The organism is Serratia sp. BNK-4 (assembly GCF_048685115.1).
Taxonomy (GTDB): domain Bacteria; phylum Pseudomonadota; class Gammaproteobacteria; order Enterobacterales; family Enterobacteriaceae; genus Serratia; species Serratia bockelmannii.
In genome coordinates this window covers 594,980-613,179 of record NZ_JBLQTM010000001.1, presented here as the reverse complement: position 1 = coordinate 613,179, position 18,200 = coordinate 594,980, and the positions used below count along the sequence as shown (strand labels likewise).

Below are 18,200 nucleotides of genomic sequence, written 5' to 3'. Positions count from 1 at the left end.
GGGTTATCCTTCCTGCTCAATCTTGGTCAGCACTTCGCGCAGCACCGGCGCGTACTCATACTTGCCGGGGCAAACGAAGGTGCACAGCGCCAGATCTTCCTCGTCCAACTCCAGGCAGCCCAGCGCCTGCGCGCTGTCGCTGTCGCCCGCCAGCAGATCGCGCAGCAGCAGCGTCGGCAAAATATCCAGCGGCATCACCCGCTCGTAGTTGCCGATCGGTACCATGGCGCGCTCGCCGCCGTTAGTGGTGGTCGAGAAGGCGAACAGTTTGTTCTTCAGGAAATGGCCCAGCGTGGTGCGGGTAATGGAGAACTTGTTCGGCGAAGGCACGATCCAACCGAACAGCTCTTTGTCGCGCCCTTCTTCCAGCACCGACACCTGCGAGTGGAAGCGGCCGAGCCAGGCGTTCGGCCCGGCGGCGTGCATGCCGTTCAGCACCGAACCAGAGATCACCCGGTTCTCACCGTCTTTCAGGCGGCCGGCGGTCAGCTCCTCGAGGCTGGCCCCCAGGCGGGTGCGCAGCAGCGCCGGCTGCGCCACCTGCGGCCCGGCCAGCGCCACGACCCGGCGGGTATCGAGCTTACCGGTGGTGAACAGCGTGCCGATGGCGATGACGTCCTGGTAGCCGATGTGCCAAACGATTTTCTTCAGGCTGACCGGTTCAAGGAAGTGAATGTGGGTGCCCACCAGCCCGGCGGGATGCGGGCCGGCAAATTCGCTGTAGGCGATCTGCGGGCCGCTCTGCTGGCCAACGGAGGCGCCGGCGGCGTGACATACGTGCACCTTGCCCGCCGTCAGGCGTGCCAAGACCACCAGCCCGGCGTTGAACGCCGCCTGCTGCTCGGCGATGATCACCTGCGGATCGGCGGCCAACGGTTGGGTATCCATCGCGGTGACGAAAATGGCGTGCGGTTCGCTGCCGGGGCTTGGCGTTTTACTGAACGGGCGGGTGCGCAGTGCGGTCCACAGGCCACTGGCGATCAGTTCGCTCTCGACCTGTTCGCGTGGCAACTGGGCCAATTCCCCCTGCGGGTAGTGCGCAAACTCGAGCTGATCGTCGCCGCCGTTTTCCAGCGCAATCACCACCGATTGCAATACGCGCCGCTCGCCGCGGTTAATCGCGACGATGCGGCCGCTGGCGGGAGCCGTGAAGAAAACCCCGGGGTTTTTCTTATCTTCGAACAACGCCTGGCCTTTCTTAACGGTATCGCCTTCCTGCACCAGCATGGAGGGGCGCATTCCGACATACTCTTCCCCAAGCAGGGCGACATGCTGAATGTTCGGGCCATCTTGGATCGCCTGAACCGGGGCTCCGGCTATCGGCAGATCTAACCCTTTTCTGATCTTAATCATAGGATTTATACGATGTAGTTGGGTTTACACGTCTGACCGGCCCCAGAGGCGGGTGCTGACGATGCCAGGATTGCCGGGCAGTGCGCACAACGGCACGCCCAACATGAACTTTCTCGCAGTGAAAAACTGGGGTAACGCGCATTCCCTTGATTCCCCTTTTCCGTTGTTTGCGCGACAGTCGATGTGTTAACGGCCTGTAGCCAAATAACCATCAAAACGGCTGGGTTATATGCAATAACTCTTGCCGCTTCAATCGCCACAGCGCGTTAAATTGAAGAGAGAATATTAACATTGTTCGCAACATTGTTCTGCGTTACGTCGTGACTTGGGTCAAGCAAACGCAATTAAATTTCGCCTGTTTTTCACTACTTATCGTTAAAATCTGCCGGTCATTTCACTTTTATCGAGCTTTGTCGTTTTTTTATACATATCACGTATTGCTAAAAATAAACGCGCTGGTAATCTGGCGGTGTTTTGCAGCAGTAAAAACAATAATCAGTGGCATGCTGGCCAACCTCAATTGCGCCGGCAAATAAATATAAGCAGGAATAATAATGAGCAAAATCGCGCTGTTGTTTGCGATGCTTGTTTCTATGCCGATGATCACGGCCTGCAGCGCCAGCGAGCAGGTACCCGAAGCGCCGGTAGTTAAACAGCAATTATTGGGTTCGCCGGTCTATATTCAGATCTTCAAAGAGGAACGCAAGCTGGAATTGTATGCCCGAATGGGCAATGAATTCCGCCTGGTCAACACGTTCCCGATCTGTAATTTCTCCGGTGGGCTGGGTCCTAAACGTCGTGAAGGCGACTTTAAAAGTCCGGAAGGCTTTTATAGCGTTGACGCGCGCCATCTGAAACCCGACAGCAAGTATTACCGGGCGATCAATATCGGTTTCCCTAATGATTACGATAAATCGCAGGGCTATTCCGGCGCTTATCTGATGATCCACGGCGAATGTAAATCGATTGGCTGTTATGCGATGACCAACACCTATATGGATGAGATCTATCGCTACGTCGAAGCCGCCTTCGCCTATGGCCAAAGCCGCGTCGACATCAGCATCTACCCGTTCCGCATGACCGAGCAAAACCTCAAGCGCCATGCGTCATCCAGCTATATCGCTTTCTGGCGCCAGCTGAAGCCGGGTTACGATTACTTCGCGAAGAACCACCAGCCGCCGATGATGACCGTAGACAACGGCCAGTATGTGCTGGGTCAACCGTTGATGAGCAGCGGCCAGATGACGCAGTACGCGTCAGCCAATCCGACGCCCAACACCAATCCCTTCGCTCAGAACAAGCCGCTCACCGAAGTGAAATAACGCGAACTCGCCTGGCTCAATCTTGTGCCAGGTTTCGTTGGCGGTCAGCGGTTGGGTGGCGATCACCGTGACCACATCGTTCGGTGTGGTCTGCTGCTGAAAATCGATTTCCACATCCTGATCGAGCAGCGTCGCCTTGCCAAACGGCGCGCGGCGCGTGATCCAATACAGGTTGGTGGAGCAATAGGCCATCACGAAGCGCCCGTCCGACAACAGCATATTGAAGACCCCTTTCTTGCGCAGCTGGCTCGCCAACAGGCCGATATAGCGGAAAACCGCCGGCCACTGGCTCGGGGTGCGCGGGTATTTCAGCGCCAGCTGATGCAGCAGCCAGCAGAACGCGTATTCGCTGTCGGTCTGGCCGACCGGGCGGAACGTGCCGGTATCCAACTGACGATAGCCTTTCAATTGGCCATTGTGCGCGTAGGTCCAGTTGCGGCCCCACAGTTCGCGGGTGAACGGGTGGGTGTTTTCCAACGCCACTTCGCCGCGATTGGCCTGGCGAATATGGGACACCACCGCACAGGACTTGATCGGGTAGTCCTGTACCAGGCGGGCGATCGGCGAGTTGAAGCTCGGCTGCGGATCCTTGAATGTGCGGCAGCCGTTCCCTTCATAGAAGGTAATGCCCCAGCCATCCTTATGCGGCCCGGTGCGGCCGCCGCGCTGTACCAGGCCGGTAAAGCTGAAGCAGATATCGGTCGGTACGTTTGCGCTCATCCCGAGCAGTTCACACATCGCCAGCACTCCTTAACCACACTGACACAGGCTGTGCGGACGCACCATGCGGCGTCCGTCGTCTTATCCATGGGGAGCCGCAGCTCCCCGAAGGCTATCAAGCCTTAACCATCTCTTTTTCGATCAGCTGAATCAAGATGTGAATCGCTTTGATGTGGATTTCCTGAATGCGGTCGGCGTAGCCGAAGTGCGGCACGCGAATTTCCACATCGGCGGAACCCGCCATCTTGCCGCCGTCCTTGCCGGTCAGGGTGATCACTTTCATCCCCTTGGCACGCGCCGCGTCGATGGCCTTGATGATGTTGCCGGAGTTGCCGGAGGTAGAAATGCCCAGCAGCACGTCGCCTTCGCGGCCTACCGCTTCCACATAGCGAGAGAATACGTACTCATAGCCGAAGTCGTTGCTGACGCAGGACAGGTGACTCACGTCCGAGATGGCAATCGCCGGGTAGCCCGGACGGTTTTCACGGTAGCGGCCGGTCAGCTCTTCGGCGAAGTGCATCGCGTCGCAATGGGAACCGCCGTTGCCGCAGGAAATCACTTTACCGCCGGCTTTGAAGGAATCCGCCAGCAGCACCGCCGCACGTTGGATGGCGTCGATGTTGGCGTCGTCATTGATAAATTTCGCCAGGGTATCAGCCGCTTCGTTCAGTTCACTGCGAATAAGGTCGTGGTACATGAGGAACCTCTTGTTATCGTCAAATCTTCCGCTCCGCAGTGTACCGGATCGCGGAAACAGCGAGAAGCATTCTCAGCCAAACAGCGCGCCGGTTAAGGAAGCGGAGAGGTTTTTGATGATTGGTGCTGTCAGTTTGTGACCTGAGTTGTAATTAAACTGTAAACGCATTGATAAAAATTCTGCCTTGTACTAAAACCTATTACATACACACAACAGGTCAGACCTCTTACTACTTCGGAGCTTCTTATGATGGTTCTTAGTATCGTCGTTTTCCTGGCTCTCCTCGGCGTGGTGTTCTACCACCGAGTGAACCTTACCCTCAGCAGCCTGATCCTGGTGGCGTACACCGCCGCCATGGGTGCTATCGGCCTGTGGAGCTTCTGGCTGTTACTGCCGCTGGCGATCGTGCTGCTGCCGCTGAACCTTTCCTCTGTACGCCGTTCCCTGCTCTCCGCGCCGGCGCTGCGCGCCTTCCGCAAGGTGATGCCGCCGATGTCCACCACCGAGAAGGAAGCGATCGACGCCGGTACCACCTGGTGGGAAGGCGATCTGTTCCGCGGCGCGCCGGACTGGAACAAGCTGCACAGCTACCCGAAACCGCGCCTGACGGAAGAAGAGCAGGCGTTTATCGACGGCCCGGTGGAAGAAGCCTGCCGCATGGCCAACGACTTCCAGATCACCCACGAACTGGCCGATCTGCCGCCTGAACTCTGGGCGTACCTGAAAGAACACCGTTTCTTCGCGATGATCATCAAGAAAGAGTACGGCGGTCTGGAATTCTCACCTTACGCTCAGGCGATGGTGCTGCAAAAACTGGCCGGCGTTTCCGGCATCCTGGCGATCACCGTCGGCGTGCCAAACTCCCTCGGCCCGGGCGAACTGCTGCAGCACTACGGTACCGAAGAACAGAAAAACCACTATCTGCCGGGCCTGGCGCGCGGCGACGAAATTCCTTGCTTCGCGCTGACCAGCCCGGAAGCGGGTTCCGATGCCGGCGCGATCCCGGACGTGGGCACCGTGTGCATGGGCGAATGGCAAGGCAAGCAGGTACTGGGCATGCGCCTGACCTGGAACAAGCGCTACATCACGCTGGCGCCGGTCGCTACCGTACTGGGCCTAGCGTTCAAACTGCATGACCCGAATCGCCTGCTGAGCGACAACGAATCCCCGGGCATCACCTGTGCGCTGATCCCAACCAGCACGCCGGGCGTGGAAATCGGCAACCGTCACTTCCCGCTGAACGTGCCGTTCCAGAACGGCCCAACCCGCGGCACCGACGTGTTCGTGCCGATAGATTACATCATCGGCGGGCCGAAAATGGCCGGCCAGGGCTGGCGCATGCTGGTTGAGTGCCTGTCGGTCGGCCGCGGCATCACCCTGCCGTCCAACTCTACCGGCAGCCTGAAATCCATCGCCCTGGCGACCGGCGCCTACGCGCACATTCGCCGTCAGTTCAAGATCTCCATCGGCAAGATGGAGGGGATCGAAGAGCCGTTGGCACGCATCGCCGGCAACACCTATGTGATGGACGCCGCCGCTTCGCTGATCACCTACGCGCTGGTGCAGGGCGAGAAACCGGCCGTGCTGTCGGCCATCGTCAAATACCACTGTACACACCGCGGCCAGCAGTCGATCGTTGACGCCATGGACATCGCCGGCGGTAAAGGCATCATGCTGGGCGAATCCAACTTCCTGGCTCGAGCCTATCAGGGCGCACCGATCGCCATCACGGTGGAAGGCGCGAACATCCTGACCCGCACCATGATGATCTTCGGCCAGGGCGCAATCCGCTGCCATCCTTATGTGCTGGATGAAATGGCAGCGGCACAGAACAACGATCTGAACGCCTTCGATAAATCGCTGTTCGGCCACTTGGGCCACGTCGGCAGCAACAAGGTACGCAGCTTCTGGCTGGGCCTGACCAACGGCCGCACCAGCGCCACGCCGACCAAGGATGCGACCCGTCGTTACTATCAGCAGTTGAACCGCCTGAGCGCCAACCTGGCGCTGCTGTCGGACGTTTCCATGGGCGTGCTGGGCGGCAGCCTGAAGCGCCGTGAGCGCATCTCCGCTCGCCTGGGGGATATCCTCAGCCAGATGTATTTGGCTTCCGCCGTGCTGAAACGCTTTGACGACGAAGGCCGTCAGAAAGAAGATCTGCCGCTGGTGCATTGGGGCGTGCAAGACAGCCTGCATAAAGCCGAACAGGCGCTGGATGACCTGCTGCGCAACTTCCCGAACCGCTTTATCGCTGGCGCGATGCGCTTCGTGGTCTTCCCGTTCGGCCGCGTGCATACCGCACCGTCCGATCGCCTGGATCACCAGTTGGCCAAGATCCTGCAGGTGCCTTCCGCCACCCGCAGCCGCCTGGGGCGCGGTCAGTACCTGACGCCGAGCGAACATAACCCAATCGGCCTGCTGGAAGCGGCGCTGGCCGACGTGATGGCCGCCGAGCCGATTCACGAACGTCTGTGCAAGGCAGCCGGCAAAAACCTGCCGTTCACCCGTCTGGATCGTTTGGCGGAACGCGCGCTGGAAGAAGGCAAGATCAGCGCCGACGAAGCGAAGATCCTGGTGAAAGCCGAAGAGAGCCGTCTGCGCTCCATCAACGTGGACGACTTTGCACCGGATGCGCTGGCGGCCGCCAAGCCGGAAAAGCCGGCGGCGCAGTCTAAGCGCCAACAGCAGACCGAAGCGGCTTAACGCCAATTCCCACTCCACGCATCCAAGGGGCGATCATCATCGCCCCTTTTTCTTTTCTTGCACCGCAAACTGCGCACCGCGCCGCAGGTTGGCGCAACGGCGGATTTCACGGGAAGGAAGTTCGAGTAAACTGCGCGGCGGGTGCTCTGGATCTTTCTGTCCGGAGCCTTGGCAAAGGAGAGAAAGAGAAAGGCCCCGAGTCGATATTATCAACCCGAGGCCACTCTGATGCCTAGCAACATCAGGTTAGCCTCTTACCCGCCGCAAGGCAAGGATAGGGAGGTCAAAAATGCAGCAAAAACGGGTCGTGCTTAAGCTGGTGATCGTCTGTATGACGCTGATCGCGTTCATCTGGCTAACCCGCGGTTCGCTGTGCGAACTGCGCATCAGGCTGGGAGACTCGGAGGTTGCGGCCACTTTGGCTTACGAATCCGAACGGTAAGGCAACCCAACGGCGGGGTTCGCCCCGCCCGTTGGCTGATGGTGTCAGGCAGGATCCACGAGCACCCGCCTTTTCAGCCCTGCTGGCGAATGCGCGCCAACAGCGCATCGATATGCTCGATCTGTGGCGCATTGACGATCAGCGTGCGCCCCAATCCCAGGGCGTGACGCTGACAGTCGAGGCGCATGTCGGCGTCGGCGATGCTGTCCAGATCGGCGACGTGCGCCAGGCCGATGGTGCGCCGGATCAGTTCGGTGCCACAGTACCCTACTGCGTCAGCCCAGACCTGCTGCAGGAACTGCTCGGCGTAACCCGGCGTCGCCAGCGCCGCATCGCGGCTTTGCTGATGGCACAGCGCCAGGAAGCGATCGGCGAAAATCAGCCACAGCTCGCGCACATCCTGCAGGCGCTGCTCGCGCCCGGCGGCGGCGTCGCGCGGCCCGAACAGCCCCGGCTGACCACAATAGTTGAGCAGCAGGTTGCCTAACGCAGTGCCGACATCGAAACCGATCGGGCCGTAGAAACCGAATTCAGCGTCGATCGCTTTCAATCGCCCTTCCGCCACGAAAATTGAACCGCTGTGGATATCCCCGTGCAACAACGCCTCCGCTTTGCTGAGGAAGCGATGTTTCAGGCCGGCGACCGCCAGCTTCAGCGGCGCATCCTCACGCAGCGCCCGCACCTGCGGCAACAGCGCCGCCTCGAACTGATTACGCTCATGGTCGATATAGGGGTCGGTAAAGAACAGATCTTCGGTGATCTGGCACAGCTCGGGGTTGGTGAAACGGCTGACTTCCGCCTTCTTCTGCTGCGCCGACTGATAAAAATCGGAGGTGTGGAACAGCGTCTGCGCCAGGTATTCCGCCAGCTGTCCGGCCGCCAGCGGGTGATAGTTCCCCTGCACCAGTTCACTGCGCCAGATGCGATGATCGGAGAGATCTTCCTGCACCATCACCGCCAATTCGGGATCGTGATGCAAGACTTTTACCGTATGCCTTGGGCAGAAACTGCCGTGGACCAGCAGCGTTTCCGCTTCGATGCGCGCCCGGTCCAACGTCAGCGGCCAGGATTCGCCCACGCAGCGCACATAGGGCAGCGCCTGTTTGACGATCACCCGACTCACGCCTTCGCGATCGCGGATCTTGAACACCAGGTTCAGGTTGCCGTCACCGATCTCGTCGGCGCTCACCAGCGCCTGCGGTTCGGCCACCTGCCCGTATTGGCGGGCATATTCAACGGCATCGGCAGCCGTAAACGTACGATAAAGCGACATTCCCCAACCCCTCTGTTCTCTCTCACTGACCCAGCGACTCTGATTATTTAGACGTAAAAGCATTTGGACGTCTATACATCTGGAAGTCATGTTGGCAGAATAGCGTTTCAGATGCAATAACCACGCAACAAGGAATTAACCGCCGATGCAAGCGCTTAACACCACCAGTTTGACCCTGCGAGATAACCGCCTTTGGATCCTCGATCAGCAAGCTCTGCCGCAGGAAAAGCGGTGGCGGGCCTGCGACAGCGTGGAAGAGTTGGTCGGGCACATTCACAGCCTGCGGGTGCGCGGCGCGCCGCTGATCGGGCTGTCCGCCAGCCTGCTGTTGGCGCTGCTGGCGGAACGCGGTCTGCCGCGCGCCGAGCTGGAACAGGCGCTGCACACGCTGCGCGCCGCGCGCCCGACGGCGGTTAACCTGATGAACAATCTGGATCGCATGAAGCTGGCGCTGGCGGAGCCTGACTGGGCGCCGGCAATGGTGAACGAAGCGCTGCGGCTGGTGGAGGAAGATCGCCGGCTGTGCGATCGCATCGCCGATCACGGCGCTGGGCTGGTCAAGCCCGGCAGCCGCCTGCTGACCCACTGCAATACCGGCGGGTTGGCCACCGCCGGCGTCGGCACCGCCATCGGGGTGCTGCTGCGCGCCCACCAGCAGGGCAAAGTGCAACAGGTGTGGGTCGATGAAACCCGGCCGCTGCTGCAGGGCGGCCGTCTGACCGCCTGGGAACTGGGTGAGCTGGGCATTCCCTATCGTCTGATCTGCGATTCGATGGCCGCCAGCCTGATGGCGCAGGGCCAGGTCGATGCGGTGTGGGTCGGCGCGGATCGCATCGCCGCCAACGGCGACGTCGCCAACAAGATTGGCACCTACAGCCTGGCGGTGCTGGCGCACTATCACGGCATCCCGTTCTACGTGGCCGCCCCGCACACCACCCACGATCCGCACTGTCCGGACGGCGCCGCCATCCCGATCGAGCAACGCGCGGCGGCCGAAGTCACCGGCGTTTCAGGCAGCTTCGGCGCCTGCCAGTGGGCGCCGAACGAGGCACCGGTGTACAATCCGGCGTTCGATGTCACGCCGGCGAAGCTTATCAGCGGGTGGGTGTTCGACAGCGGCGTGATCACGCCGCAACAGGTTGAAGCGGGGATTTTCCAGCGGGCGCTGGGGTAACGCCCGCCGGTTGACGATCAGTCCAAACGCGGATAGGCATCGGCGATCGTGTCGCCGGTGAAATGCGCCACCCAGCCTTCCGGGTTGTCAAATACCCGGATCGCGGTAAAGTGCGGCGCCGAGCCCATATCGAACCAGTGACGGGTGTTGGCCGGCACCGAGATCAGATCGTTCTTTTCGCACAGGATCTGAAAGATCTTGCCGTCCAGATGCAGGCAAAACAGCCCCGCCCCTTCAACGAAAAAGCGCACTTCATCCTCGCCGTGCGTGTGTTCGGACAGGAATTTTTCGCGCAGCGCCTGACGCTGCTCGTGGTCCGGCCGCATGCTGATCACGTCCCAACTCTGGTAGCCCTTTTCCGCCACCAGCCGGTCGATCTCATGCTGGTAGGCGGCGATCACTGCCTCCGGCTGCGGGTTGTCGCCCAGCTCGCGATCCGCCTGCCAGCGCTCAAAGCGCACGCCGATTTGCGCCAGCTGGCGCTGGATCTCCTGCGCGTCGCGGCTCTGCCACAGCGGCTGCTGCGGCGCTTTATCGCTGAAAATGGTCAATCCACTCATGAGACGAACTCCCCTAAATCGATACGATCAAAACGGTTAACCTGCGGATGCCGGCTTTGCTCGTCCGCCTCATCGCGGATCAGCTGGCAGGTATGCCAGCCGGCGGCCTGCGCGGCGTCCAGCTCCTGGTGAATATCGGACAGGAACAGCAGTTCGTCGGGCGCGATGCCGATAGCCTGCGCGATGTTGCGGTACGACGCGGTTTCACGCTTGGCGCCGACGTGCGTATCGAAATAGCCGCTGAACAGCGGCTGCAGATCGCCCGCGTCGCTGTGGCCGAACAGCAGCTTCTGCGCTTCCACCGAACCGGAGGAATAGACGTAAAGCTTCACTCCCTGCCGCTGCCAGGCGGCCAACTGCCCGGCGACTTCCGGGTACAGATGCCCGCGGAAGTCGCCCTCGCGATAGCCGCTGCGCCAGATGATGCCCTGCAGCGCCTTGAGCGCGGTAGATTTGCGATCTTCATCCATAAAGCGGTACAGGGCGGCAATCAGCGCGTCAAGATCTGCCTGCGGCTGGTCAATTTCAGCGCGCAGCGCCGCCAGCGGCGCGGCGACTTCGCTCTCAGCGGCATGGTGGCGCACAAAATCCGCCAGCCGTTCGCGGGCATAGGGAAACAGTACCTGATGCACAAAGCGAATATCGCTGGTGGTGCCTTCAATATCGGTCACGATAGCGCGGATCATTTCGCCTCCAGTAAGCGGCGTTGCAGTTCACACTGGAACAGGAATTCCAGCCCTTCGAGATGGCGGCGGGCTTCCGCTACCTGGCTTCCCCAGCAATAGAGACCGTGGCCGCGCACCAGAAAACCGTACTGCAGTGGCGTGGCCTCGGCATAGGCCGCCACACGCGCCGCCAACCGGGGGATATCCTGATCGTTATCAAAAATGGGGATCGCCACACTGTCCAGGTGGCTGCGCTGGCCGGCCAGCGACTTCTGCATTTCGTATCCCTGCAGCACCAGCGCATCGCCGCGTTCCACCCGCGACAGTACGGTAGCGTTGACGGAATGGGTATGCAGCACCGCGCCGATGTGCGCAGACAGGCGGTAGAGCAGCGTATGCAGCCCGGTCTCCGCCGACGGCGTGCGGCCGCTCGGCACATGATTGTCGGCGATATCCACCCGCAGAAAATCGGCGGCGCTCAGGCTGCCCTTGTCTTTGCCGGACTCGGTGACCAGGCACTGACGTTCGTCGAGGCGCAGCGACATGTTGCCGCCGGTCGCCGGGCACCAGCCTTTGTCGCCAATCCAGTGGCAGGCCGCCAGCAATGCGGTAAATTGCGGATTATCCGTCATTATTATCATTTCCCGTTCGGTAAGGCGGCCGGCAGAGGAAACTTTGCCTGCCGCGTGGCGGGCTAAGCACTTTTTCGCATTTAGCCATCTAAGCGTCTTGATTGCCAAATACTAGCATCGTGTTATATTGACGGCAATATAAGCGCCTGGAGTATTCACCTGCTATGAGCACTTCCGCATTGATTCCCGAAAGTAAACTGCCTGCCCTGGGCACCACCATCTTTACCCAAATGAGCGCGCTAGCGCAGCAGCATCAGGCGATCAACCTGTCTCAGGGCTTCCCTGATTTCGACGGGCCGGACTACCTGAAAGAACGCTTGGCCTGGCACGTCGCCCAGGGCGCCAACCAATATGCGCCGATGACCGGGGTGGCGCCGCTGCGCGAAGCCATCGCCGACAAAACCGCCGAGCTGTATGGCTGGCAGCCGGACGCCGCTGCTGAAGTGACCGTCACCGCCGGCGCCACCGAAGCGCTGTTCGCCGCCATCAGCGCGCTGGTGCGCCCCGGCGATGAGGTGGTCTGCTTCGATCCCAGCTACGATAGCTATGCGCCGGCGGTGACGCTGGCCGGCGGCGTACTCAAACGCCTCGCCCTGCAGCCGCCCGCGTTTGCCGTGGATTGGCAACGGTTCGCCGCCGCGCTGTCGCCGCGCACCCGCCTGGTGATCGTCAACACGCCGCACAACCCGTCCGCCACCGCCTGGCAGGCGGAAGATATGCAGCAGCTGTGGCACGCCATTGCAGAACGCGAAATCTACGTGCTCAGCGACGAAGTCTACGAACACATCTGCTTCGCCAAAGGCGGCCACGCCAGCGTGTTGGCCCACCCGCAGCTGCGCCAACGGGCGATCGCGGTGTCCTCCTTCGGTAAAACCTTCCACATGACCGGCTGGAAAGTGGGTTACTGCGTGGCGCCCGCCGCGCTGAGCGCCGAGGTGCGCAAGGTGCATCAATACCTGACCTTTTCGGTCAACACCCCGGCGCAGCTGGCGCTAGCGGATAGCCTGCGTGCCGAGCCGGAGCACTGGCGGCAGTTGCCGGCGTTCTATCGCGCCAAGCGCGATCGCTTTGTGCAGGCGCTGGCGCGCAGCCGACTGGAAATTTTACCCTGCGCGGGTACATACTTCTTACTGGCGGACTACAGCGCCATCTCCGATCTGGACGATGTGGCGTTCTGCCATTGGTTAACCGAGCACGTGGGCGTGGCGGCCATTCCGCTGTCGGTCTTCTGTGCCGATCCTTTCCCCCATAAATTGATCCGGCTGTGCTTCGCTAAACAGGACGCCACGCTGGATGCAGCTGCGGAGCGGTTATGTCGACTTTAAAAATTACCCTGTTGCAGCAACCTCTGGTCTGGCGCGACGGCCTCGCTAACCTGGCCGCCTTCGACGCGTTGCTGGCGCCGATCGCCGGGCGCGATCTCATCGTTTTGCCGGAAATGTTCACCACCGGTTTTGCCATGGATGCCGGCGAGAGCGCCCTGCCCGAACAGCAGGTGATCGACTGGCTGCGCAGTTGGGCGGTGAAAAGCCACGCGTTAATCGGCGGCAGCGTGGCGCTGAAAACGCCCGAAGGCGCGGTCAACCGCTTCCTGCTGGTAGAGCCGGGCGGCCAGGTGCATGCCTATGATAAACGCCACCTGTTCCGCATGGCCGGCGAACACCTGCATTACCAGGCCGGCAACCGGCGTGAAATCTTCGAGTGGCGCGGCTGGCGCATCCTGCCGCAGATCTGCTACGACCTGCGTTTCCCGGTCTGGGCGCGCTATCAGCAGGATTACGATCTGGCGCTGTACGTCGCCAACTGGCCGGCGCCGCGCAGCCACCATTGGCAAACGCTGCTGACGGCGCGGGCGATTGAGAATCAGGTGTATGTGGCGGGCTGCAACCGGGTGGGCGAAGATCCTAACGGACTGAGCTACAGCGGAGACAGCTTAATCATCAGCCCTCAGGGCGAGATCCTGGCGGATGCGGAACCCGGCGCGGCCACGCGCCTGGACGCCGAGCTGTCGCTGGAAACCCTGCAGAGCTACCGCAGCGCCTTCCCGGCCTGGCGCGATGCCGACAGCTTTCTGCGTCTCGACTGATTAAACACGCTCCCAGCCGGCGATTAGCGCGTCGATCTTCGGCAGAGAGATAAAGACTCCGCGCCGATGCCGGAAAAGGACGGCTCGTTCAGCACCAATAGGCCATGAAGTTGACGGTGGAGCGATCCAGATCGCGTTCGCCAATCAGGTAACGCCGCAGCGTTTTCACCGCAGAAGATTCGGCCGCCACCCAGGCATAAAAAGCGTTGCTGCCGCCCGCCCGCTCCCACAGCACCTCATCGCTCAGGCTGCTTTCCGCCAGTGACTGCGCCTGTGCGCACGCCGATGCGGGGATATCCACCCGCTGGCGCACCGCTTCCACCAGCAGCGTACCGTGTGCCAGCTGGCGGCCGACGTCACGCGGCAGCCAGTAGACCTCGGCGAACGGGAAATGCGCCAAATCTAGGCAATCCCCCGCCACCGGCACCTCAAAAAACGCCTGCACCCGCGGCGGATTGGCCTGCTGCGCCAGCTGTTCCAGAATCGCCATCGCCGCCGGCACCGCCGTCTCATCGGCGATCAGCAACGCCTGTTGCAACTGCGCCGGCGGCGCCCATTCGTAACCGCCGCTGTCGCCGTCGAAGTCACCGTTGGGGGCGACCGTTTGAATCGTGTCTCCGGGTTCGGCATGGGTCGCCCAGGCGGAAGCCGGGCCGTTCACGCCATGCAACACGAACTCGACGTCCATCTGATTCTGCTCGCGGCGCAGCGCACGCAACGTATAGGTGCGCATCACCGGACGCTGTTCTTTGGGGATCGCCATGTAATCGCCGTACCAGTCAGAGCTGTTGACCAACTGCGGGATCTTGCCGTCCGCCGCCGGGAACAACAGTTTGATGCGCTGGTCCGGCGCTTCGAGCTTCATCCGATGAATATCCGCACCTTCAAACACGCAGCGCACCAGCGAAGATGAAATCAGCGTTTTGCTTTTCAAGGTGATATCAAAAATTCTGTAGCTGGCGGACATGTTCTCGATTCTCCGGCAACGGCTGTCGCTTGTGCGTATGGCCGATCGGCTGCCGTGTTGACGGCGTGGGGTGCTCGATCGCGCAGCGGGCAAAATGTTAATAAAACTAATTAATTACGTTAATGTATCGCAAAAAATCATATCACGATTTTATTGATAACAAGAAACGTTATTGATAAAAGAAGCATTCTCAAAAAAACACAATAACAATATCACCAGGAAATAACGATGAAACGCAAACACCTTTGGGTATTGAACCCTTGTCTGCTGGCAATGCTTGCGCCGGCGGCTTGGGCTGAAGATCAGAAAGCCGGCACCGAAGAGCAGATGGTGGTCTCCGCCAGCCGTTCGCACCGCAGCACGGCGGAAATGGCACAGACTACCTGGATCATTGAAAGCCAGGAGATCGAACAGCAGGTTCAGGGCGGTAAAGAGATCAAGGACATGTTGGCGCAGCTGATCCCCGGCATGGACGTCAGCGGCCAGGGCCGTACCAACTATGGCATGAATATGCGCGGCCGCTCGATGATGGTGATGATTGACGGCGTGCGCCTGAACTCGTCGCGCAGCGACAGCCGCCAGTTGGATTCGATCGACCCGTTCAATATCGACCATATTGAGGTGATTTCCGGCGCGACCTCGCTGTACGGCGGTGGCAGCACCGGCGGCCTGATCAATATCGTCACCAAAAAAGGGCAACAGGAACAGCAGGTCGAGTTGCAGGTCGGCGGTAAAACCGGCTTTGGCGGCCATCACGATCACGACGAGAACGTGGCGGCGGCGGTCAGCGGCGGCAACGACAACGCCTCTGGGCGCCTGTCCGTTTCTTACCAGCGCTATGGCGGCTGGTATGACGGCAAAGGCAATGAGGTACTGATCGACAATACCCAAACCGGCCTGCAGTATTCCGATCGCCTCGACGTCATGGGCACCGGCACCCTCAACATCGACGATCATCAACAGCTGCAACTGACCACCCAATACTACAAAAGCCAATCCGACGGCGATCACGGCCTGTTCCTGGGAGAGAACTTTGCGGCGGTGACGGGCAACGCCAAGGCATATAACAGCGGTAACTTAAATTCCGACCGCATCCCCGGTACCGAACGCCACCTGATCAACCTGCAGTATTCCAACACTGATTTCCTCGGCCAGGATTTGGTGGCGCAGGTCTACTACCGCGACGAAACGTTGACCTTCTACCCGTTCCCGACGCTGGCGGGCAAAGCGCCGAACTATTACGTCAACAGCATTGGTGCTTCGCAGCAAAAAACCGATTTCTACGGCGGCAAGCTGACGTTAAACAGCAAACCTGTCGACGCACTGACGCTGACTTACGGCATTGACGCCGAGCATGAAAGCTTCAACGCCAATCAGCAGTTCTTTAACCTGGCGAAGGCTCAGCAGTCCGGCGGCATGATGCTGGAGAACGCTTACAGCACCGGCCGCTACCCGAGCTATACCACCAGCAACCTGGCGTCGTTCCTGCAGGCCAGTTACGACATTAATCCCATTTTCACCCTGAGCGGCGGCGTGCGTTACCAGTACACCGAAAACAAGATCGACGACTTCGTCGGTTATAACCAGCAGCAGGCGATCGCCACCGGCGCCGCGACATCCGCCGACGCTATACCGGGCGGGCAAACCGACTACAACAACGCGCTGTTCAACGCCGGCCTGTTGGCACATCTGACCGAGCGCCAGCAAACCTGGTTCAACTTCTCTCAGGGCTTCGAGATCCCGGATCCGGGCAAATATTACGGTAACGGCACCTACGCGTTGAACGGCGGCCATTACCAGTTGTTGAAGAGCGTCAACGTCGGCGATTCCAAGCTGGAAGGCATCAAGGTCAATGCCTACGAGCTGGGCTGGCGCTATACCGGCGATAACCTGCGCACGCAAATCGCCGCTTACTACTCGCTGTCCGACAAGAGCATCGCTATCAACAAAACCGACATGACCATTAACGTCAATGCGGATAAGCGGCGCATCTATGGGGTGGAAGGCGCGGTGGACTACTTCTTTGAAGACAGCGACTGGAGCGCCGGCACCAACTTCAACGTTATCCGTTCCGAAACCAAGGTCAACGGCGAATGGAAGAAGCTGGTGGTCGATACCGCCAGCCCATCGAAAGTCACCGCTTATGTCGGCTGGGCGCCGGGCGACTGGAATCTGCGCTTACAGTCGCAGCAAACCTTCGATGTGTCGGACGACGGCGATTACACCAAGGCCAACTCCACCCAAGGCCGCAAAATCGATGGCTACAACACCCTCGATTTTCTCGGCAGCTATACCCTGCCGGTAGGGAAAATCAGCTTCAGCGTGGAAAACCTGCTGGACAAGGAATACACCACCGTTTGGGGCCAACGCGCGCCGATCCTGTACAGCCCGACCTACGGCTCGCCTGAGCTGTACAGCTATAAGGGCCGCGGACGCACCTTCGGTTTGAACTACTCGGTGTTGTTCTGAGGAATAAGGGACCGGTCTGCCGGCCCCGTTCATTGGGCCGTACCGTTTTGCCGAGAGCAGAAACGACGAAGCCCTGAGTTATCGCTAACTCAGGGCTTCTGAATAGTGGCGGAACGGACGGGGCTCGAACCCGCGACCCCCTGCGTGACAGGCAGGTATTCTAACCAACTGAACTACCGCTCCGCGCCATTCCCTCTTGCGGGGGAACGAGGCGCATATTACGGACGCCTCTCGGTTCCGTCAACGCCTTTTTCTCACCAAATGAACCGTTTGCACAGTTTTTCAACGAAGGTTCATCCGGTGCGTTTTTTTCGTGCAAAAATGCCGTTACTCGGCCGGCGCACCGCGCCACAGGCAGCTGCCGCCCTTTTTCGCCACCAGATCCAGACGCGCCTCGTGCGCCTTCACTTCTTCGTCGCTGGCGTAGACCACTTTCATCGCCGTCGCCGGGCGGACGATGCGCTGAATTTCTTGCGTGGCGTCGTTTTGCTGGGTATCGCCTTCCATTTGGAACGCTATCGAGGTCTGACCGCCGGTCATCGCCAGATAGACTTCCGCCAGGATCTCGGCATCGAGCAATGCGCCGTGCAGCGTACGCTTGCTGTTGTCTATCTCATAACGGCTGCACAAGGCATCGAGGTTGTTGCGCTTGCCCGGGAACAGGCGGCGCGCCATCAGCAGGCTGTCGGTGATGGTGCAGAAGGTCTCGGTCTTCGGGATGCCCTGCTGCAACATGCGGAATTCGTGATCCATAAAGCCGATGTCGAACGCCGCGTTATGGATCACCAGCTCGCCGCCGCGGATAAAGTCGAGGAATTCGTCGGCAACCTGATCGAAGGTCGGCTTGTCGGCCAGGAAGTCGTCGCTGATGCCGTGTACGCCGTACGCTTCCGGATCCACCAGCCGATCCGGCTTGATGTAAACGTGGAAGTTGCGCCCGGTCAGGCGGCGGTTAATCACCTCCACCGCACCGATTTCAATGATGCGGTGCCCTTCGTAGTGCACCCCAAGCTTGTTCATACCGGTGGTTTCGGTATCGAGGACAATCTGTCTGGTGGTTGTAGAGATCATATTGCAGTGCTCACAGCGCTCGTTTATGTCAGACTTGGCTTTTATAAAACTGATAGGAAGAGTCTA

General features: G+C 60.1%; 16 protein-coding genes and 1 tRNA gene. 7 read left to right on the top strand and 10 right to left on the bottom strand.

Annotated elements, in window-relative coordinates:
* Positions 1-3 precede the first annotated feature (3 nt).
* Positions 4-1,353 carry a Na(+)-translocating NADH-quinone reductase subunit A gene (locus tag ACMGGW_RS02875; RefSeq protein WP_197832602.1) on the bottom strand — a complete coding sequence of 450 codons (1,350 nt, stop codon included), beginning with the start codon at positions 1,351-1,353 and terminating at the stop codon, positions 4-6.
* A 554-nt stretch (positions 1,354-1,907) separates the two neighbouring features.
* On the opposite strand from ACMGGW_RS02875, the gene dpaA reads away from it, so the two are divergent.
* Entirely contained in the window at positions 1,908-2,675 is a 768-nt protein-coding gene (gene dpaA / locus ACMGGW_RS02870; RefSeq protein WP_060432495.1) for a peptidoglycan meso-diaminopimelic acid protein amidase, read from the top strand.
* Here the strand turns inward: dpaA and ACMGGW_RS02865 are convergent.
* Both ACMGGW_RS02865 and lpcA read right to left on the bottom strand, forming a co-directional pair.
* The gene (locus ACMGGW_RS02865; RefSeq protein WP_060432493.1) at positions 2,610-3,413 is read right to left on the bottom strand and encodes a class II glutamine amidotransferase; all 804 of its coding nucleotides are present in this window, start codon (positions 3,411-3,413) and stop codon (positions 2,610-2,612) included. The two genes, dpaA and ACMGGW_RS02865, sit on opposite strands and share 66 nt — an antisense overlap.
* 97 nt (positions 3,414-3,510) lie before the next feature.
* Entirely contained in the window at positions 3,511-4,092 is a 582-nt protein-coding gene (gene lpcA / locus ACMGGW_RS02860; RefSeq protein ID WP_004930220.1) for a D-sedoheptulose 7-phosphate isomerase, read from the bottom strand.
* A gap of 246 nt (positions 4,093-4,338) precedes the next feature.
* Here lpcA and fadE point away from each other — a divergent pair, with 246 nt between their 5' ends.
* Both fadE and ACMGGW_RS02850 read left to right on the top strand, forming a co-directional pair.
* Complete coding sequence (gene fadE / locus ACMGGW_RS02855; protein ID WP_025301664.1) at positions 4,339-6,795, top strand: acyl-CoA dehydrogenase FadE; 2,457 nt, start codon at positions 4,339-4,341, stop codon at positions 6,793-6,795.
* 289 nt (positions 6,796-7,084) lie between these two features.
* On the top strand, positions 7,085-7,237 hold the full coding sequence (locus ACMGGW_RS02850; protein WP_004930217.1) for a Hok/Gef family protein: 153 nt from the start codon (positions 7,085-7,087) through the stop codon (positions 7,235-7,237).
* A gap of 73 nt (positions 7,238-7,310) precedes the next feature.
* Here the strand turns inward: ACMGGW_RS02850 and mtnK are convergent, their stop codons facing one another.
* Positions 7,311-8,510 (bottom strand): S-methyl-5-thioribose kinase, encoded by a 1,200-nt coding sequence (mtnK, locus tag ACMGGW_RS02845; RefSeq protein WP_173890314.1) that lies wholly within the window; start codon positions 8,508-8,510, stop codon positions 7,311-7,313.
* 145 nt (positions 8,511-8,655) lie between these two features.
* Here mtnK and mtnA point away from each other — a divergent pair, with 145 nt between their 5' ends.
* Positions 8,656-9,684, top strand: a complete 1,029-nt coding sequence (gene mtnA, locus ACMGGW_RS02840; protein WP_025301662.1) for an S-methyl-5-thioribose-1-phosphate isomerase — start codon at positions 8,656-8,658, stop codon at positions 9,682-9,684.
* Between the two features lie 17 nt (positions 9,685-9,701).
* Here mtnA and ACMGGW_RS02835 read toward each other — a convergent pair whose 3' ends face one another.
* The 3 genes from ACMGGW_RS02835 to ACMGGW_RS02825 are packed head-to-tail and all read right to left on the bottom strand — an operon-like array spanning position 9,702 to position 11,541.
* On the bottom strand, positions 9,702-10,244 hold the full coding sequence (locus ACMGGW_RS02835; RefSeq protein ID WP_043135518.1) for a 1,2-dihydroxy-3-keto-5-methylthiopentene dioxygenase: 543 nt from the start codon (positions 10,242-10,244) through the stop codon (positions 9,702-9,704).
* Positions 10,241-10,930: an acireductone synthase gene (gene mtnC / locus ACMGGW_RS02830; protein WP_197758386.1), complete on the bottom strand. Its 690-nt coding sequence runs from the start codon at positions 10,928-10,930 to the stop codon at positions 10,241-10,243. Before mtnC ends, ACMGGW_RS02835 begins: the two co-directional genes overlap by 4 nt.
* On the bottom strand, positions 10,927-11,541 hold the full coding sequence (locus tag ACMGGW_RS02825; RefSeq protein WP_025301659.1) for a methylthioribulose 1-phosphate dehydratase: 615 nt from the start codon (positions 11,539-11,541) through the stop codon (positions 10,927-10,929). The genes mtnC and ACMGGW_RS02825 overlap by 4 nt, the downstream gene beginning before the upstream one ends.
* A gap of 164 nt (positions 11,542-11,705) precedes the next feature.
* On the opposite strand from ACMGGW_RS02825, the gene ACMGGW_RS02820 reads away from it, so the two are divergent.
* Positions 11,706-12,866, top strand: coding sequence for a pyridoxal phosphate-dependent aminotransferase (locus tag ACMGGW_RS02820; protein ID WP_049208700.1), 1,161 nt, complete (start codon positions 11,706-11,708; stop codon positions 12,864-12,866).
* Complete coding sequence (locus ACMGGW_RS02815; RefSeq protein ID WP_043135508.1) at positions 12,854-13,627, top strand: amidohydrolase; 774 nt, start codon at positions 12,854-12,856, stop codon at positions 13,625-13,627. The genes ACMGGW_RS02820 and ACMGGW_RS02815 overlap by 13 nt, the downstream gene beginning before the upstream one ends.
* Positions 13,628-13,715: 88 nt before the next feature.
* Here the strand turns inward: ACMGGW_RS02815 and ACMGGW_RS02810 are convergent, their stop codons facing one another.
* The gene (locus ACMGGW_RS02810; protein ID WP_060447682.1) at positions 13,716-14,594 is read right to left on the bottom strand and encodes a siderophore-interacting protein; all 879 of its coding nucleotides are present in this window, start codon (positions 14,592-14,594) and stop codon (positions 13,716-13,718) included.
* Between the two features lie 228 nt (positions 14,595-14,822).
* Here ACMGGW_RS02810 and ACMGGW_RS02805 point away from each other — a divergent pair, with 228 nt between their 5' ends.
* Positions 14,823-17,063, top strand: a complete 2,241-nt coding sequence (locus ACMGGW_RS02805; RefSeq protein ID WP_197832603.1) for a TonB-dependent siderophore receptor — start codon at positions 14,823-14,825, stop codon at positions 17,061-17,063.
* 106 nt (positions 17,064-17,169) lie between these two features.
* Here the strand turns inward: ACMGGW_RS02805 and ACMGGW_RS02800 are convergent.
* Together ACMGGW_RS02800 and dnaQ are read right to left on the bottom strand one after the other, a co-directional pair.
* A tRNA-Asp gene (locus ACMGGW_RS02800) sits at positions 17,170-17,246 on the bottom strand.
* Between the two features lie 144 nt (positions 17,247-17,390).
* Positions 17,391-18,134, bottom strand: a complete 744-nt coding sequence (dnaQ, locus tag ACMGGW_RS02795) for a DNA polymerase III subunit epsilon (protein WP_025301654.1) — start codon at positions 18,132-18,134, stop codon at positions 17,391-17,393.
* Between the last annotated feature and the right edge of the window lie 66 nt (positions 18,135-18,200).

What these genes read in the sequence shown, in the direction of transcription:
- ACMGGW_RS02875 (WP_197832602.1), bottom strand. Translation starts at nt 1,353, where the DNA reads ATGATTAAGATCAGAAAAGGGTTAGATCTGCCGATAGCCGGAGCCCCG.
- dpaA (WP_060432495.1), top strand. Translation starts at nt 1,908, where the DNA reads ATGAGCAAAATCGCGCTGTTGTTTGCGATGCTTGTTTCTATGCCGATG.
- ACMGGW_RS02865 (WP_060432493.1), bottom strand. Translation starts at nt 3,413, where the DNA reads ATGTGTGAACTGCTCGGGATGAGCGCAAACGTACCGACCGATATCTGC.
- lpcA (WP_004930220.1), bottom strand. Translation starts at nt 4,092, where the DNA reads ATGTACCACGACCTTATTCGCAGTGAACTGAACGAAGCGGCTGATACC.
- fadE (WP_025301664.1), top strand. Translation starts at nt 4,339, where the DNA reads ATGATGGTTCTTAGTATCGTCGTTTTCCTGGCTCTCCTCGGCGTGGTG.
- ACMGGW_RS02850 (WP_004930217.1), top strand. Translation starts at nt 7,085, where the DNA reads ATGCAGCAAAAACGGGTCGTGCTTAAGCTGGTGATCGTCTGTATGACG.
- mtnK (WP_173890314.1), bottom strand. Translation starts at nt 8,510, where the DNA reads ATGTCGCTTTATCGTACGTTTACGGCTGCCGATGCCGTTGAATATGCC.
- mtnA (WP_025301662.1), top strand. Translation starts at nt 8,656, where the DNA reads ATGCAAGCGCTTAACACCACCAGTTTGACCCTGCGAGATAACCGCCTT.
- ACMGGW_RS02835 (WP_043135518.1), bottom strand. Translation starts at nt 10,244, where the DNA reads ATGAGTGGATTGACCATTTTCAGCGATAAAGCGCCGCAGCAGCCGCTG.
- mtnC (WP_197758386.1), bottom strand. Translation starts at nt 10,930, where the DNA reads ATGATCCGCGCTATCGTGACCGATATTGAAGGCACCACCAGCGATATT.
- ACMGGW_RS02825 (WP_025301659.1), bottom strand. Translation starts at nt 11,541, where the DNA reads ATGACGGATAATCCGCAATTTACCGCATTGCTGGCGGCCTGCCACTGG.
- ACMGGW_RS02820 (WP_049208700.1), top strand. Translation starts at nt 11,706, where the DNA reads ATGAGCACTTCCGCATTGATTCCCGAAAGTAAACTGCCTGCCCTGGGC.
- ACMGGW_RS02815 (WP_043135508.1), top strand. Translation starts at nt 12,854, where the DNA reads ATGTCGACTTTAAAAATTACCCTGTTGCAGCAACCTCTGGTCTGGCGC.
- ACMGGW_RS02810 (WP_060447682.1), bottom strand. Translation starts at nt 14,594, where the DNA reads ATGTCCGCCAGCTACAGAATTTTTGATATCACCTTGAAAAGCAAAACG.
- ACMGGW_RS02805 (WP_197832603.1), top strand. Translation starts at nt 14,823, where the DNA reads ATGAAACGCAAACACCTTTGGGTATTGAACCCTTGTCTGCTGGCAATG.
- dnaQ (WP_025301654.1), bottom strand. Translation starts at nt 18,134, where the DNA reads ATGATCTCTACAACCACCAGACAGATTGTCCTCGATACCGAAACCACC.